Below are 16,576 nucleotides of genomic sequence, written 5' to 3'. Positions count from 1 at the left end.
AATGATATCAATATAAAACAATAAGTAAATATATTATGTAGATGCAACGTGTGTTTTTCCCTTATAGATAGCTTTATTTTCATTATGGGCTAAGGTAATAACTTTAGTTTGCGCTAAGGATTTCCTTTAAGTTGTACTATTGTTAATAGCGTAAAGTTTATTTATGTGAAACCTTTAAGAATAACTTGGAGATATAAATGGTAACAGTAAAGTTCAAGTACAAGGGAGAAGAGAAGGAAGTAGACACAAGTAAGATAAAGAAGGTATGGAGAGTTGGCAAGATGATAAGCTTCACCTATGACGAGGGTGGAGGAAAGACCGGTAGAGGAGCAGTAAGCGAGAAAGACGCTCCAAAAGAGCTATTACAAATGTTAGAGAAACAAAAGAAATAAGTGAATAAGACTTAAATATAAAGTGAGAAGTTTTTATTTTTATTTTCCACTTAATAAAGTAATCTCTTTTTTATGAAGGAATCTCTTGATGATTTGATTTTAAAGTAATACTTTTATACGTGTGAAAGTTTATTAATTATATGGAAAGGAGAATAATACAAGTTATAGTTATATCTACTTTTTTGTTAATATCCGTTTTATTCCCCTTACTATCTTTAGCCTATTCCACAACCTCTGTAAACCCCAGCTATCCTCAGTCTAGCATTATCTCATCTCTACCCTCAAATACTAACATTATTCTTTCTTTTTTTATTCCCCCAAAGAATCTTAATGAGCTTTATTTAGTGACACAAGAAGTAGCTAACCATCAAATTAAGCCACTAAGTAACGCTCAGCTTATCTCCATGTTTAGTAATCAAGAGAAGGTTAACGAGACTATAGAATACCTTGAGAGTAAGGGTTTCGCAATAGTGTATAAGAGTCCCTTCGAAGTCATGGCTGAAGCACCAATTTCCCTTGTTTCATCAGTTTTCGAGACTAGTTTCGTAGTAGCCAAATCGGCTAGTGGTGAGATATATTATAAACCAGCTGGTAACGTTAAAATACCTTCTGTTCTCGACAACGTACTAATAGGTGGTTTAACAAACTTTACCAACGTATCGTTACCTTTAATTCAGTTAGGTAAATTGGAAAATGGGAATTTAATACCTAATAAACAAGTTTATTCCTCATTTGTCTATACTTTCCAATTCTCCGCTACATGGTATACTCCTAAAGTTATTGAGGGGGCTTACAATATAACTCCACTGCTAAATTCAACTGCTGATAAAAAAGTTACAATTGCAGTAATAGATGCCTACGGTGATCCAGAGATATATCAGGATGTAAATCTGTTTGACGCTAAGTTCGGTTTACCATCAATAAACTTGACCGTATTACCGGTCGGTCCTTACAATCCAGAAAATGGATTGTTTACTGGTTGGTTCCAAGAAGTTGCGTTAGATGTTGAGGCAGCTCACGCAGCTGCTCCATATTCCAATATTCTATTAGTTGTTGCCCCATCAGCAACCTTAGAAGGATTATTTTCGGCAATTGATATTGTTGTAAGCGAGGATTTAGCACAAGTAGTTTCCATGAGCTGGGGTCTTCCCGGGATACTATTTGGTGCTTCAGGTTTCTATGCCGTATTCAATGGTATAGCATTTCCCAACTATCCCTATTACGATTATTACTTTGAGCTAGGTTCAGCTGAGGGTATTACGTTTTTAGCGTCATCTGGAGATTTAGGTGCTTATAATGATTTACCAACTGTTTACGGCTCAGCGAATTATCCTGCATCATCTCCTTTCGTTACAGCTGTAGGTGGTACTTCCCTTTTTGCTAATATTATTAACGGTTACATTTCCACTTATAATGCTACAGGGGATTATGGTACTGAGATTGCGTGGAGTGTTAATCCATTGTATTTTGGTGTTGTCCAAGGTACTGTGAGTTCTGGGGGTGGATATAGTCAGTTGTTCCCAGCTCCTTGGTATCAGCGTTATGTTACTCATTCGAATTATAGGGCTATTCCAGATGTTGCGGCAGACGCTAATCCATATACTGGGTTTGTAATTTATGCTTTAGGTCAAGAAGCGGTAATTGGTGGAACTAGTCTTTCTGCCCCATTGTGGGCTGGAATCATTGCTGATATAGATGGAATTGTCGGCCATCCATTAGGTTTGGTAAATCCAGTACTTTATGAAATTTACCAAAATACTACTTTGTATCATGAGGCTTTTCATCCAATAAGTCTAGGATATAATGGCTATTATTATGCTAATTCCTCTTACAATCTAGTTACTGGCTTAGGAAGTCCTAATGCTGGTATGTTAGGAATTATCATAAAGCATTTACTATCCAAGAGTTTAGCAATATCTGTAAGTACTTTTGAGCTTGGAGTTTTTCAACCTTGGTATTTCTACGGCTCTACTTTTACAATAGATGCGTACATAACTTATCCTAACAATACAATTGTTAGTCAAGGTAGTTTTAACGCATATATATACACTGATGAGGGATATTTGTCAACAGTCCCCTTATCCTTTAATGGTACTTATTGGGTTGGTAATTATACCATAACTCCTAATGACCCGCCAAATATCTGGGAAATAGTAATTAACGGTAGTTCTGGTCAGTTTACTGGAGTTGGAACTGTAGAAGTTGATGTTGGTGAATCAATCAATATCGTATCTCCCATTCCTTATCCCTTTAACTTCCCTATTCCATATAACTCACCATTTGGCATTGAGGCTTGGATATACTATCCTAATGGTACTCCAGTGGTTAATCAAAGTGTTACAGCATATTTAGTTAGTAGTAGCGGTAAGCTATTGGCTTCTATACCCTTATTGATGATGGCTCCAGGGTTATATGAGGGTAATTACGCCCTACTTCCTCCATTACCACAAGGTACTTATTTACTAATAATAAACGACTCATATGGTAGCGCTTTCTCTTACGTATATTTTGGTGAGTATAATTTTGGTGCAATTTTAACTCCAATAAACGATGGATTTCCAGCTGCGTCCCCCGGGCAAAACATAACTATAATTGACGAGGTGCTTACGCCAGAACTTACTGGCATATTTACGTCTAATGTCACTGCATACATTTATAATCAGAATGGTAACCCTATAGGGCAAGTTAAACTTACTCCAGCTCCAGATATAATACAATTCGGCGTTTATTTGCTCTTCTTCCTCTATTACGCTAACTTCACAATACCTTTCGATGCTTCTCCTGGATTCTATAATGTTGTAATACAATCTGTGAGTAATACTTCTACTGGATTAGTTAAAGCCAACTTCGTTACATCGTTTTACGTTTCCCCAGCTAACCTGACACTAAATGTAAAGGTGAATAGTGTAGTCTATGAGGGTGAGGTTTTGAAGATTTACGCTAACATAACTTATCCTAATGGTACTCCAGTTAAGTATGGGATGTTCACTGCAACAGTATTACCGACTTCCCTTAATTATGAACAGTTAATCATAGGATTCCAAGCTGGAATACCACTACAGTATAATTCTACTTTGGGAGAATGGGTTGGTATTTATGAGATTCCCTCCATATTTTACGGTTCCATATTCCAAGGGTCCTCTGTATATTCCTTAGCTGGTCCTTGGAATGTTATAGTTTCTGGTGTGTCTTGGGATGGTTATAATTTATATTCTACTCCAAGTTCCTTTAACTTCGTTAATGTTATGCCTTATACTTTCATCAATAATATTATAATAAACAGTAAATCCCTAGATTCACCCCTATTATTGAAAATCAACTCTACAACATATATGTTATCTAATGTTAAATCAAATAATGTAACAATAAACGGAATGAACGTTATTTTAGATAACGTTATAGCTAATACGATAACTGTTAAGAACTCTAATGTGATGATATCATCATCGAGTATTAACCAGTTAGTATTAGAGAATTCTTCAGTCTCAATTATAGAATCTAAAGTAGGAGGGAATAATATTGCTGTAGTTGCTAATGATTCCAATGTGACTATAGCCTCATCGATAATACAAAATTCAAGATATGCGTTTCTACAACCCAATTCAGTAATTATCCTAAGTGGTGTTAGTATGTATAACGTAACTGACTTGTCTGCAATACCTGCTCCTAAGATAACGTACTTATCAACAACTAATGTTACTGTATCTAAAGAATCAATAATTGTTAGCATAACTGGGGAATACCTAAGACTTCTAGGAGTTTCAATGAACAACAAGCCAGTAAGTTATAGTGTAGTTTCATCTTCACCTTCGTCAATAAGTCTAAGCATACCGTTTAATGCTTCTCAATTTTCTGATGGTCAATATGTATTTACGGTAAGCGTATCTGATGGGTTACCTTATAATTTGACCTTTAACATCTTAAATAATTATCATCTAGTAACTGTACAAGGTCGTATTATAACATTACAAGGATCAGTGAATTTATTAACTGCAATAGCAATAATATCCTTAATAATAGCAATAATAGCTATTATTCTATTGTTCGTATTCATGAGAAGGAGGTGAAAATTATGAGAAAGAGTATTGCTTTTATTCTATTATTTTCACTATTAGCTGGAATTATTATGGTGCCTATAGCTACTTCACAAGCAGTCTCCGGTATCTCACGTCCATTAATATTAGGGAATATTACTGTCTTAAACAGTGGAAAAATACCGTATGATCCTCCATATTATTCATTTGAAGCTTATCAGATTCATCCTCCTAACGTTACTCCAGTAGTGGTAAGAATAGCCACTAATGTTGTTTTTAACAATAGTGGCTTAACTCCTTATATTGTTCACGTAAATATACCTAAGGGTAATTATAGCATGTTAATATTAAACGTTAGCATAAACGAGTCTAATGGAGCTCAGTACGATAGGCCAGTTTACATATTTGCGAATGGCGTTCCAATATTCTGGGGTTCCACTCAAGAATTTCTAAATTCGACAGCAGAGATTGATCTTACAATGTTTGAAAACTTATTAAGCGGTAATGTGACTTTCCAATTAGTTTTAGAGAACTTCTATGATGCTAAGATTGGGATAACTGGGATATATAAGATGAATGTAATACTTTATTTATATCCCGGTACTCCGCCTAAAGGGTTGCCTAATTACTTTATGCCACTATTCCTAAATAAGTATAATTACTCTTACATAATATTGAATCCGTTAAACGACTACATATCACAAAATTTAACGATACCCAATGGTGCTTATAAGATGGCCTTACTATTATATGAAGAGGGTGGAGGACTAGATGAGTTCTGGTACGCCAATGAGCCCGCCACCAGGGAGATTCAAGTGTTTTACGACAATAGACTAGTTGGCATTGTTAATCCTTATCAGACAATATATACTGGTGGTATAGATTTGTTCTGGTGGAAGCCAGTAACGTCAATAAATACCTTATCTTTCCATAGTCCTTATATTATAGACCTAACACCATTATTGGCAATAAGTTCGCCAAATAATGCTATAGCAGTTACGGTAACTAACCTAGAAACAGCTTTACAATTAACTGGTACTGCAGCTTATGATTGGGATATAGCTGGAGTATTAATGTTATGGGTTAATGGGTCAAATCCACTAATTTCAGCTAAATTGCTAACGGCTTATAGTAGATTTATGGATTCTTCACCAATTTTCAACCCTGGTCTAGTTGGAGAGTATTATCAAGAAGGAGGAGCATATTTACTTAACTACTCTGCAATATTACAGTTTAGAGATGGAATTGAATACTCTGATGTTGTTCAAGAAGGAAGATTTTACGCTTATCAGACATTTAATCAATTATACGAGAAGGCATATTTAGGAGAGAACTTCATGGAATATGCTATTGAGAAGGGCTCACTTTACAACTCTACACTATATTATGACGTATATTACCCTATATTTATGCAATTTTCCGTGTTTGCTTCTCCTATATCCAATCCTCACGTTATACCTTATAACTTATCATATGAACAAAATGGCACTTTAAACCTAGGACTATACTATTATTATACTAACATATTTGATAACCAGAATTTGACTATTAAGACTACGGAAAACGTTACTACGGTTGGTGGATTTAGTGGTATTATAGAAGTTATAAATCGTTATGGTGGTGCAGTACTTGTCTCAATAACTTCTAATAATGCTTTAACTACTAAGAGCTTAGTTAATTATATACTGCTTAATGGATCTGGTTATAAGGAGATATTCTCTGCCCAAGGTTTGCAGAATTCCACTACCAACTTTGTAGGGTATTATGTTTATCAAAAAATCCAATTCATTCCCATTAACAATAGTGATCCTCCTAATTTAGATGAAATGTTTCTAGTCAAACCCATATATTTCCTTAGAGTTATAGTATAAGAACCTCTCAACCAGTTCTTTAGCGTCTTTTTCATTTAATATATTTTTTTCAATCATCATTTCTGTAGTTTTATGTATAGCCTTTTTAGCTAACTTAGCTGCAAGCCAAGCTATTTCTGGAATGTGAAACGCATCAGAACCGTGCATCACCTTATTTAATGGGGCTACCTCAAAAACCTCATTTAGTATAGTATAAGCTGCTAAGGGAGCAAATGGTATTACTTGTGAGGTGTCTAGGTATACTGAGGGAAAAAGGTAGGACATCCAGGCAGTCTCTCTATGATAAGGATAACCAGCGTGTACGAAAATTACCTTTCCTTCATACTTCCTAACAATATTAGTTAGGTATGAGGGTCTTGATAGTTCTAGCTTAATATCTCTATCTCCAGCCCCGGTGTGAATTTGTACGGGAACTTTCAACTCTCTAGCTATTCTTAAGGTTTCGCAAAGTAGATAATCTCTAAACCCCTTTGCAATTTTGCCAAACCAGTCTGTATCTTTGCTATAAAAATCTCTTCTAGCTTGTTCTATATTACAATTCACTTGTAGTCCAGTTCTATAGGCTATTATACTCTTAAAACCAGTATACCCTTCTTTTCTTATTTTTCCCCTTAAGGTTTCCTCAAAGTACTCCAAGGCCTTATCGAAAGACATTTGAAAAATGTTATCATTAATAATGCTCTCTATTCTGAATAGTAACTTTAATTTAGCCGGTATTTCCATTTCCTTATTACCAAATCCAGTATCTATTACAAATCCCTCTATTCCAGCGTCATTAAATAGGAATCGCATGTACTTCACTGGATCGTCCTTAATCAACTTGCTTCTTTCTTCTATGAAGTTCTCACCTAATAGTCTTCTAAGTTCATTCCTTAAATATAGATAGAATGGTCTCAATTGATTCATTGTAAACGTATCTGCACTTATTTCGTTTTCAAGCCAAGATTCAGCTGAAGCCATTATAAATTCCTTCTCACTCATTATCTTTGCAGAGAACCAATGGGCATGGGAATCTATTATAATCTCCTATACACCTCGTATTCCCAATCTGTTACTAGGCTTTCATATTCCTCTACCTCAGCTAACTTGACCTTTATGAATTCATCAATAATCTCTTTACCAATTCTTTCCACTAATCTGGTATCTTTTCTTAGTTCATTTAGTGCTTCTCTGAGATTTCTTGGTATCTCATCAATATCTTTTCTATAATAAGCATTTTCATTTACAGCTTCTGGAGGCTTCAATCCTCTTTCTATTCCATCCAATCCCGCCTCTATTACTGCTGTTAAGAGAAGATATGGATTTGTTGAAGGATCGGGAACTCTATATTCTATTCTCCTATCTAATTGTGACATTCCGGGATACGGTGTTGGTATTCTTATCATAGCAGACTTATTGTTATATCCATAGGTTATTTTGGTTGGCGCCCAAGATCCTGGAACTAGTCTCTTATAGGAGTTAATGGTAGGTGAGGCTATTGCAGTTAAGGCTTTAGCATGTTCCAATAAACCAGCTATGAAGTTATAAGCTAAGTTACTGAGTCCATACTTATCGTTTGAGTTATAGAACAAATTCTGATTGTCTTTCCATACGCTAATGTTCAAGTGTAACCCAGATCCAGCCATTTTATTAAATGGTTTTGGCATGAAGTTTGCCTCAACTCCGTATTTACTTGCTACTTGTCTTGCAACTTCCTTAAATATAATAACCTCATCAGCACTTCTCAACGTATCTTTATGCATTATATCGAATTCGTATTGCCCCGGTCCATATTCCTTTATTATCCTTATTGGTTCTATGTTGATTTGCCTTAACGTTTTGGCAATTTCTGGAATTATTTGATTGTTATAAAATGCAGAAGGATCGAAACACCTAGCATTATCAAATGGCTTTCTATCCTTTGTTAAGTAGAACTCTATTTCGAAGGCCGATTTGAAGTCGAAATCGTATTGTTCTTTCGCCTTTTCTATTGTTTTGATTAACGTATTTCTAGGATCGTAATTCCACGGATTACCATGCTTATATAAATTACATAATACTATGGCTGATGGTGGAAAAATTGATAGTGTGCTAAGGTCTGGAGTCAAGAATACATCCTCATCTTGTGGCCCAAATGTCCCGTAGGGGCTTATATAATCCATTGGGGTAAAGCTCATCATTGCCATTGTTAAGCCTATACCAGTTTTTAGTAATTCATCTATGTGATCAATATACGCTCCCTTTGATCTAATGTAACCATCTAACCCTACCCAAGTGAACCTTAAAATTTCTACACCCTTTTCTCTGAGTTCTTTCTCTACGTTCATTAATAATAAAAATAAACTTGCTAGTTTATTAATAATTATTATTGTTGAGTGAAGTTAGTATTTACTTCTTCTGGTTCTTCGTACCACTTTACTTTTTCCCCAATCTTCGCCCTCATTTTCCACTTAATGCTCTTAGGATGTTTCTCAATTATTTCTCTTAATTTTAATAGTTTAGGTTCAATTATTTCTCTATTTTTATCATTTCTTAAGAATTCTAATATTTTATCATGATTTATTGTATAAGTCTTATAGAACCCCCAGTCTTCAGAAAGGATTTTCGCAATATAGTTATAGTCCATAGTCCTCTCGTCATCCCTCTCTCCTAATTCAACGTCGTAAAGTAGTGCAGTTATATCTTTTTTATCGTTTTCGGTAAGTTGTATTATCTGCATCTTTGTTAGAAATAAGTCTGACGTTGGGATAGTGTATTTCATTATTCTTAATCTATCCTTTAACACAAGTTTGTGGCACATTATAAACTCGTCTAAAAAGACATCAACTGTTGAGTTAATTATAGGATCAAAGAACATTAATCTAGTATGCCCATGCAAGGCGTTAAACCTCTTATTTGGGATTAGTCCTATGCCTTCTAAGAATTTAGATATCTTACTACTTTGAGATGAAAGTCCAAAATAATCTATATCCTTGTATACTCTCGGATATAATTCTGATCCTTTTTTGGCTATCAGTGCGATTGCTGCACCCCCAATTGCTCTTAGAGTTATTCCTTCATTATCAGCCTTATCTATTACTTCTATTGCTCTATTCAGCAGTTGTTCCTTAGTTACTGTCATAATAATTATTTAGTTTAACCTCAATATAAATCCTAACATCGAGGGTATTTAGGACCTTTTTGACAATAATTAATAAAACTTCGTTAGGGTGATTGAGTGTGGACAACAATTTTGTTAATTCAAAATAAATTATATGAACTGTTCGTGTTCTATTAATAGAATGCGACGTAATACCTTTTTAGGGTGAGCACGGGAGTATTAATTGGGTGATACTACGGGAACTAGGTGGAAAGTTCCCGTGCTCACCCAAGTGATATTAGTTTTAATGGAGTATATTAATCTTAAGCCTAGGTTTTACACTAGTGAGGTAATAGCCTCGGCTTTGGCTAGTTACCTCTCGGGTTTATCTTCTTGGAGGACTTCTTTGCCTCATTCTACCTTGTTGTACTACTTGAGGAGGTTGAGCTGCATTAAGTACGTAGTGCCAATTAGTGGTTTTTATGCGGTAGACGAGACTAAAATTATGGTAATTAAGGGGCAGTATTATTACGTGTGGATTGTGAGGGATGTAAAGACGGGTGCGATACCCTTCTTCATGGTGACGAGCTTGAGGAGTGGAGTGCACGTAATAATAGTCTTGACGAACGTGAAGAATGCGGAAAAGGAGGCTGAGAAAGTGCTGAAAACGAGGATAGACAAGGTAATCTATCTACACGATGGGGCAACAATCTATAATGCATTCACTTGGCTAAACGTGGAGCACAAGAGGGTAACGTTCAACGAGAGGGACTACGCAGAACAAGGATTCAGGAGCTTAAAACACAGGATATCCTCAATGGATTTTCACTTCCCGTGGAACACTAATAGGTTCACGCTCACGAGGTGGTTATCAGTGTTCTTCCTAGCTTATAACGCGCTTTACGCTCCAGTATATTTGCCAGACAGGGGAGTGATAATAAATGTAAATATTTCAAATGAATGAAATTGTTGTCCACACTCGGGTGATTAGGCAAAAAGTTTATAAGTATAGTTAAAAGTGTGTGACTATGGAACCTCTAATAGCTATAGATCTAAATTCCAATATGAGTATTTCTCAATTAGAGAGTTCAGTCAAGAAGCTCTTTGAAACATTTGGGGCCTTAGATGTAGTTTTCATCATAGATGACGATAGTATAGTGGAATTAGATGGAAATTTAGTTTTGACATTCTATACTGTGAAGGATTTATTGGAAACCTATAAGGTGTTGAAGAAACTCTCAGAAGTTAAATCCAATAGGTTAAGGGTTACTAGTGTGATAAGGCTAGAGAGGGATCTGAAGAGGTTTCCATTAGTTGTAATAACGGATAGGAAAATCATTGGCTTAAACAAGAACTTAATCTTTGTATATAATGGAGAGAAAGTGAGAGCAAGATATTAAGTAATCCCTTTTTAAATACTTAATAATGAATGAAGTGGACATATTCTTAGATTTTCTTAAAAGACATTAGTTGTCATATAGTAAACTATTTTCAAACATGTCAGTTGGATTCAATAAAAATATTTCGTGCAATACTGTTTATGTTTAGCTGTTTGTATTTTTAGGAGATAATTTTTTAGTGTAATTTTAAGAGTTAGAGTCCATGAAGGCTGAAAATTGGAGCAACATAATTGGGGGTTACATTTCTTGGATAATGGATGGTTACGATTTAGGCGCTGTCGTTATTACATCAACTATATTAGGCAAATTATTCTATCCTGGAATAGGTTTATTAGGTGCAGTTTTGCCCATAGTATTTACCGTAATCTCAAGGCCTTTAGGTGGTTTTGTATTTGGTTATATTGGAGATAAATATGGTAGAAGAGTTAGCTTGTTAATTACAGTCTTAGGCTACTCTTTATCTATAGGCCTAACTTCTATATTACCTACTTACGCTCAAATAGGAATCTTAGCAGCTATTATAATCTCGATGCTCAGATTCATACAAGGCATTTTTATTGGTGGAGACGTCGCTGGAAGTTTTACCATAGTTATGGAAAGTCTAAACAATTATAGAGGTATATTTTCTGGTATAATGCAATCTGGAGTACTGGTGGGTTTTGTTGGAGTAGACTCCTTGTTCACTTATCTAGCTTCTGTTACTGGGGCGGAGTTCATAACATTTTATTGGAGGCTGATTTTCGCAATTGGAGTAATACCAGCAGTGTTAGCAGTATTAATCAGATTTAAGATGACAGAGCCAAGTATTTGGCTCAAGGTGAAGCATTCTGCAAACCCCTTGAAAGGTTTAAGAGAACTTCCACAACCTTTTCTAGTCATGGTAGGCTTCTGGTTAGCAATATATGCTGGACCTCAATTAGTACCTACACTATTTGGCCAAGTTATGAAGTTGCCTCCCTCATACTATGGTCCCCTAGTTCTCTATATGAATCTAATAGGAATACCATCAATGATAATTGCAGGATTACTCTCAGATTATATAGGGAGAAGAGCGATGGGTATAATAGGTTCGATAATTGCTGCAATAGGCTCATTTACTTTTTACCACTTTATTCAAATACACAACATTAATTTACTATATCTTATATTACTTTTCGGTTTTCTGATAAATTTGCCCTCCTCTATAACTCCTGCATTTCTATCAGAGAGATTTAAGACGTTTACAAGAGCTTTAGGAGTTGGTACTGCATATAATGGAGCGTATATAATAGCGGGCTTTGCACCAATTTACGTTTCAATTCTTTCGACTTTTATGAACCCATTTAACGCAGCTACAACTATAGCAGTCATTGGCTTTATTATAGCCATAATTGGACTTGTCGCTGGACCAGAGACATATAAGATAAGTCTAGAACAGTGATTTGCTTTTAAATGCCAAGTCAATTATTTACTTATGAAGGTTGCGGTTATAGGTTCGGGCCCAGCCGGAATATATGCCTCGTTAGAATTAGCTAAAAATAACAAGGTAATATTGGTGGAAAAAGAGGAAAGGCTTGGAGGAACATGTGTACTATACGGCTGTATTCCATCTAAGGCTATGTTGCATCCCATACATCTGGCTTCTGAGCTCGAAAAGTTAGGTAAAAGTATAGTTTTTGATTTGGGAGAGTTAAGAAAACTAGGTCAAGAGGCGTCATTTAGGTTATCCAAGGGAGTCGAATACATGCTGGAGGATAATGGAGTAGAAGTTATTCATGGGGTCGCGTCCCTTAGATCTGGGCAGTTGAACGTAAATAATGAGACTCTTCAAGCAGATTATATTGTTTTAGCTACAGGTACTTATAGAGAAGTGGTTAAGGGTATAATATATTCAGAGGATTTGCCTTATCTAGATAAGGATTTCCAGAGCGTTATAATCGTTGGAGGAGATGTGGGAGGTGTTGAATTTGGATGGATGCTAAGAAAACTTGGAAAGGAAGTAGTTCTAATTGATAAACAGTCTTCACTATTGCCATATCTGGATAAGGAGGTTAGTAATGCTATAACCAACTACTTCTCAAAGATAGGTGTGAAATTGTATTTGAATCGTTCAGTTAAGGAGATGAAAGAAAGAGAGGTAGTATTAGAGAACGGGGAGAAGTTAACTGCAGATGTTGTATACATGACTTTTGGTAGGAAACCATCAATCCAAGGATTTGAGGAGGTTAATCACAATCCTTTTGTGACTGTCGATGAATACTTAAGGACCAGTATAAGTAACGTTTTTGCAGCTGGTGATATAATTGGTACTCACACTGCTCATGAAGCAATGTACGCAGGGAAAGTAGCCGCAATTAACGTTATGGGTGGAAAGAAATTATTTAATAAACAAGGTATACCTAAAGTCGTATATACTCATCCTACAATAGCTTATGTAGGAAACATGGAAGGAAAGTGTGCCAAGATTAATTTGACTGAAATAGGTCGTGCGATTACTGAAAAAGAGACTGATGGATTCCTTAAGATTTGCGTTAAAGACGATAAGATTGTGGGAGCTCAAGCTTTTATGAAGGATGCTGAAGAAGTGATATCTTTAATTTCATTCTTAATTAGGTATAATATTAAGGTTAGTGAGATTAAGGATTACGTAGCTCCACATCCCTCCTATATCGAGGCTATAACTGAACTTCTAAGTAGAGTTCAGCTTTCATCGTAACTAGTAGTTACTTTTCGTGACTACTAGTTACTCAGCCTCATCACTCCTTCTCCCTCCCCGTGCCGTCTACGGGACTAACTCCCTTCGAGAACACGAGGAGTTTCATAGAGTACCTTCCTCCCCCTCGCAACTGCTCATAGAGTTCATAGTGGCACCCTCTAATTAGATTTTTATAAGTAAAGCTTATAAATTTTACTTTAAATAATAATATATGGTTCAAGTTACATTCCACTCAAAAATATTCTCAATGGGACACGACAAGTACGGAGACCCAAAATACGCAATATACGTACCAAAAGCAATACACAACAAAATCAAAGAAATGCTAGACAGAGAGGTGATAGTAATCGTCATCCTACCGGATGACGAATAAACTCATTGCTTCTAGAGAAGCACTAGAAAACTTCGAATTTATAACAATAAACGGTAAGGTTGAGTTTAACGACGTGAACAAGGTTGTTAAAATTGCCTACTATTACTCAAAAGCTGTTAGGGCTGGGGTAAACCTAGCGTTAAGGGGAGTAAACTTGAATGATGCTGTAAAGTCTCTCTATAAAATAATTCCTTACGCTTTTTATGCGGAAACTGCTTATAAGCAAGCCTTAACACTACTTGGTAACGGAGGGAGTAAGGTTGAGGTTAGGAGGAGGTGGTTTGCTTGTAGGGGTAATAAGAGCGATAAGGGGAATAGGGGTATAAGGTTTCACGTTGAGGATGATCACGTTCTGGTTAAGGTTAAGGATCCTTGGGGTAAGTGGGTTGTTGGTAGGGCTTACTTTGGTAAAAACTACTTGCTATTGCTCAGGGAGTTGGAGGAGTTATCGAGTGAGAGGGAGGAGGGTTATGGTGCTGTAATAAGTTTTAAGGATGGGGTAAAGATTCATTTGCAAGTCCCTCTTTGGTTGTATTTGAAGTTTTTTCGACTCCTAAAATGCAAGGTTATGGTTTTGTTGCTAGTTTTGATTTGAATAGTGATAGGCTTAACGTGGTTGTAATTGATAGGCAAGGTAGGGTTGTTACGACTAGGACTTATTGGTACTTAGAGGTGACTAGGCCGGGTTACCCCCATGGAGAAGGCTAGGGCATTAAGGTTAAGTGCTCTATCTCAGTCGCTAAAGTTCCTTGCAAGAATTGGAGTTGATTACGTAGTGTTTGAGGACTTGTTTGTTATAAAGAGGAGGAGTTTTACTAAAAACAAGAGTGCGAATAGGAAGATTGGTAAATTTGCTAAGAAGCAGATGCTTATTCACGGTGGTATTAAGGCGTTAAGGTTGGGTTTTAACGTAATCCTAGTTAATCCTAAGGGTACTACTAGCTCTGATAACCACGAGAGGGTAATGAGGTTGAGGGGTTTTGATAGGCATATGGCTTCAGCTTATTTGATAGCTTTAAGGGGATTAGAAGTGATTAAAAATAACTAAAAATTACGTAAATATGTTACAGACTCTGAGATAGATATCTAGACACCGTCACTCAGCAAGTTAAGTATATATATCTGGATAGTCTATCCATAAGTATGAATGTATATGAAGCAATACGAAAGAGGAGGGATATAAGAAGTTATTATAAACCAGACCCTATCCCTGATGAGGTTTTAGCCAGAATTCTTTCTGCAGCTCATCTTGCTCCTTCAGTTGGCTATTCACAGCCTTGGAATTTCATTATAATTAGAGATACGGAAATTAGGAAGAAGATTAAGCAATTAGTAGAGGAAGAACGGAAAAGATTTGAAAACATTTTAGATGAGGAACGCAGAGCAATATTTTCTAAGATAAAGGTAGAAGCAATATTAGATTCCCCTATCAATATAGCCGTGACCTATGATCCTAATCGATTTGGCCCTAATATTTTAGGTAGGACTACTATGCCAGAGACCTCACTATATAGTACTGTACTTGCAATAGGTAATTTATGGTTAGCGGCTACTGCAGAGGGAATAGGTGTTGGATTCGTGTCCTTTTTCAATAAGGAGAGAGTCAAGGAGATATTGAAAATTCCCAAGGAGATAGAACTGGTAGGTTACCTAACCTTAGGATATGTAAAGGAGTTTCCTAAAATACCAGAACTAGAGGAGAAGGGATGGAATAGAAGGCTAATGTTATCAGATCTAGTATTTGAAGATATTTTTGGTAATAAACTTGGTGAACATTTTAGACTATTACTAGATAGAACCTTTGAGAACATATTTAGTAGTTTCTGAGGTTTTCAAATTTAGCCCTAACTCTTAGGGCTCTACCCATTTTTATCACTTCGTAATTTATTTGTAAATTATTGCACGATCGTGTAATCTCAATTTGATCCTCCGATATGAACCTAATATTTGGCTTACTACAAAGACTTACATCAAGATATTGTGATAGTATTTCGTCTATTTCATTCATATTATCTACTGTAAATTCTAATTCTATGGTATTTCTCATCATTCTTGCGAATGTACCGTGCCGGCTTGACATATATGCAGTTGCTATACATGTTATGCTTCCAAGTGCATTGAATGCCAATACTAAATAATAAAATGGATATCCCAAAATAGTAATCTTCACTATATAAAATACATATGTAGTTAAGGCAGATAGAAAAACTGAATATGCTATAGAAGAGATTATTGAAAGCCTATAATTTGTTTTGAAATGATAACTTAGTAGTAACCCAGTGAAAAATGGCCCTATAATTGGAACCCACCATAATAAAAATGGAAATAAAAATACTGCCCTGCTTAGAGTGAAATTTTTCAATGCGGATTAACTTCTCACTCTATACTTTATTAATTTTTATTTAAGTTCAATAACGTTTCCTTCTGTATCCTCAAAGTACACTATTCCATCCTCACCAATTACCACATATCCAACTCTCCCTCTGCACTTATATGGAAACGCAAGTAATCCCCTTGTCTTTAATCCGGAAACTGCGTATATTGGCAATAAGGAGTCATCTAAGTTCAATGCTAGACAGTCCGGTATTAACTTAAATAAGTCATTGAGCAAACTATTGAGCAAATTTTCATATTCGTCTCCTAGATTTTTCAGCTTTTTCGCCTTTTCAAATATATCCATGTTTTATATTCTCCTTTTTGGAGCTAAAAATCTCCCTTCTTAGTTAAAGTAACTATTAATTCGTAATAACTAT

At 35.8% G+C, this 16,576-nt stretch carries 14 protein-coding genes and 1 pseudogene; 10 read left to right on the top strand and 5 right to left on the bottom strand.

Features of this window, described 5'->3' with window-relative positions; all coding sequences use genetic code 11:
• Positions 1-197 precede the first annotated feature (197 nt).
• The 3 genes from ssh7b (at position 198) to J5U23_RS04825 (ending at position 6,297) form a co-directional block, all read left to right on the top strand.
• Positions 198-392 carry a chromatin protein Ssh7b gene (gene ssh7b / locus J5U23_RS04835; RefSeq protein WP_012712662.1) on the top strand — a complete coding sequence of 65 codons (195 nt, stop codon included), beginning with the start codon at positions 198-200 and terminating at the stop codon, positions 390-392.
• A gap of 140 nt (positions 393-532) precedes the next feature.
• On the top strand, positions 533-4,459 hold the full coding sequence (locus J5U23_RS04830; protein WP_218267128.1) for a S53 family peptidase: 3,927 nt from the start codon (positions 533-535) through the stop codon (positions 4,457-4,459).
• A 5-nt stretch (positions 4,460-4,464) separates the two neighbouring features.
• The gene (locus J5U23_RS04825) at positions 4,465-6,297 is read left to right on the top strand and encodes a peptide-N4-asparagine amidase (RefSeq protein ID WP_218267127.1); all 1,833 of its coding nucleotides are present in this window, start codon (positions 4,465-4,467) and stop codon (positions 6,295-6,297) included.
• Here J5U23_RS04825 and J5U23_RS04820 read toward each other — a convergent pair.
• Genes J5U23_RS04820 through J5U23_RS04810 form a run of 3 tightly spaced genes read right to left on the bottom strand, consistent with a single transcriptional unit; the run spans position 6,259 to position 9,397 of the window.
• Positions 6,259-7,278: an amidohydrolase family protein gene (locus J5U23_RS04820; RefSeq protein WP_218267126.1), complete on the bottom strand. Its 1,020-nt coding sequence runs from the start codon at positions 7,276-7,278 to the stop codon at positions 6,259-6,261. The genes J5U23_RS04825 and J5U23_RS04820 overlap by 39 nt on opposite strands.
• 35 nt (positions 7,279-7,313) lie before the next feature.
• A complete protein-coding gene (locus tag J5U23_RS04815; protein ID WP_218261308.1) occupies positions 7,314-8,603 on the bottom strand; it encodes a glutamine synthetase family protein in 1,290 nt (429 codons plus the stop codon).
• Between the two features lie 38 nt (positions 8,604-8,641).
• Positions 8,642-9,397 (bottom strand): hypothetical protein, encoded by a 756-nt coding sequence (locus tag J5U23_RS04810; RefSeq protein WP_218267125.1) that lies wholly within the window; start codon positions 9,395-9,397, stop codon positions 8,642-8,644.
• A gap of 265 nt (positions 9,398-9,662) precedes the next feature.
• Here J5U23_RS04810 and J5U23_RS04805 point away from each other — a divergent pair, with 265 nt between their 5' ends.
• From J5U23_RS04805 to bluB, 7 genes and pseudogenes are all read left to right on the top strand, one after another.
• Positions 9,663-10,319: an IS6 family transposase gene (locus J5U23_RS04805; protein ID WP_218267498.1), complete on the top strand. Its 657-nt coding sequence runs from the start codon at positions 9,663-9,665 to the stop codon at positions 10,317-10,319.
• Between the two features lie 64 nt (positions 10,320-10,383).
• The gene (locus J5U23_RS04800) at positions 10,384-10,755 is read left to right on the top strand and encodes a hypothetical protein (protein WP_218261307.1); all 372 of its coding nucleotides are present in this window, start codon (positions 10,384-10,386) and stop codon (positions 10,753-10,755) included.
• A 202-nt stretch (positions 10,756-10,957) separates the two neighbouring features.
• Positions 10,958-12,175 carry an MFS transporter gene (locus J5U23_RS04795; RefSeq protein WP_218267124.1) on the top strand — a complete coding sequence of 406 codons (1,218 nt, stop codon included), beginning with the start codon at positions 10,958-10,960 and terminating at the stop codon, positions 12,173-12,175.
• Positions 12,176-12,208: 33 nt separating this feature from the next.
• Positions 12,209-13,450, top strand: a complete 1,242-nt coding sequence (locus J5U23_RS04790) for a dihydrolipoyl dehydrogenase family protein (protein WP_218267123.1) — start codon at positions 12,209-12,211, stop codon at positions 13,448-13,450.
• Positions 13,451-13,661: 211 nt separating this feature from the next.
• The gene (locus J5U23_RS04785) at positions 13,662-13,823 is read left to right on the top strand and encodes a hypothetical protein (RefSeq protein WP_218267122.1); all 162 of its coding nucleotides are present in this window, start codon (positions 13,662-13,664) and stop codon (positions 13,821-13,823) included.
• Positions 13,813-14,871: pseudogene (locus J5U23_RS04780) on the top strand (hypothetical protein). The gene J5U23_RS04785 and the pseudogene J5U23_RS04780 overlap by 11 nt, the downstream one beginning before the upstream one ends.
• A gap of 95 nt (positions 14,872-14,966) precedes the next feature.
• Positions 14,967-15,650, top strand: coding sequence for a 5,6-dimethylbenzimidazole synthase (gene bluB, locus J5U23_RS04775; RefSeq protein ID WP_218267121.1), 684 nt, complete (start codon positions 14,967-14,969; stop codon positions 15,648-15,650).
• Here bluB and J5U23_RS04770 read toward each other — a convergent pair.
• A complete protein-coding gene (locus J5U23_RS04770) occupies positions 15,637-16,185 on the bottom strand; it encodes a hypothetical protein (protein WP_218267120.1) in 549 nt (182 codons plus the stop codon). The genes bluB and J5U23_RS04770 overlap by 14 nt on opposite strands.
• Before the next feature lie 36 nt (positions 16,186-16,221).
• Positions 16,222-16,503: a hypothetical protein gene (locus tag J5U23_RS04765; RefSeq protein WP_218259674.1), complete on the bottom strand. Its 282-nt coding sequence runs from the start codon at positions 16,501-16,503 to the stop codon at positions 16,222-16,224.
• Between the last annotated feature and the right edge of the window lie 73 nt (positions 16,504-16,576).

The sequence above is a fragment of the Saccharolobus shibatae B12 genome, from assembly GCF_019175345.1.
In the GTDB taxonomy this organism is placed as follows: Archaea; Thermoproteota; Thermoprotei_A; order Sulfolobales; family Sulfolobaceae; genus Saccharolobus; species Saccharolobus shibatae.
Note: the sequence above shows the minus strand (reverse complement) of the source record. Positions and strands in the feature narration are given on the sequence as shown.

Coding starts and splice junctions, on each gene's coding strand:
- ssh7b (WP_012712662.1), top strand. CDS start 198: ATGGTAACAGTAAAGTTCAAGTACAAGGGAGAAGAGAAGGAAGTAGAC.
- J5U23_RS04830 (WP_218267128.1), top strand. CDS start 533: ATGGAAAGGAGAATAATACAAGTTATAGTTATATCTACTTTTTTGTTA.
- J5U23_RS04825 (WP_218267127.1), top strand. CDS start 4,465: ATGAGAAAGAGTATTGCTTTTATTCTATTATTTTCACTATTAGCTGGA.
- J5U23_RS04820 (WP_218267126.1), bottom strand. CDS start 7,278: ATGAGTGAGAAGGAATTTATAATGGCTTCAGCTGAATCTTGGCTTGAA.
- J5U23_RS04815 (WP_218261308.1), bottom strand. CDS start 8,603: ATGAACGTAGAGAAAGAACTCAGAGAAAAGGGTGTAGAAATTTTAAGG.
- J5U23_RS04810 (WP_218267125.1), bottom strand. CDS start 9,397: ATGACAGTAACTAAGGAACAACTGCTGAATAGAGCAATAGAAGTAATA.
- J5U23_RS04805 (WP_218267498.1), top strand. CDS start 9,663: ATGGAGTATATTAATCTTAAGCCTAGGTTTTACACTAGTGAGGTAATA.
- J5U23_RS04800 (WP_218261307.1), top strand. CDS start 10,384: ATGGAACCTCTAATAGCTATAGATCTAAATTCCAATATGAGTATTTCT.
- J5U23_RS04795 (WP_218267124.1), top strand. CDS start 10,958: ATGAAGGCTGAAAATTGGAGCAACATAATTGGGGGTTACATTTCTTGG.
- J5U23_RS04790 (WP_218267123.1), top strand. CDS start 12,209: ATGAAGGTTGCGGTTATAGGTTCGGGCCCAGCCGGAATATATGCCTCG.
- J5U23_RS04785 (WP_218267122.1), top strand. CDS start 13,662: ATGGTTCAAGTTACATTCCACTCAAAAATATTCTCAATGGGACACGAC.
- bluB (WP_218267121.1), top strand. CDS start 14,967: ATGAATGTATATGAAGCAATACGAAAGAGGAGGGATATAAGAAGTTAT.
- J5U23_RS04765 (WP_218259674.1), bottom strand. CDS start 16,503: ATGGATATATTTGAAAAGGCGAAAAAGCTGAAAAATCTAGGAGACGAA.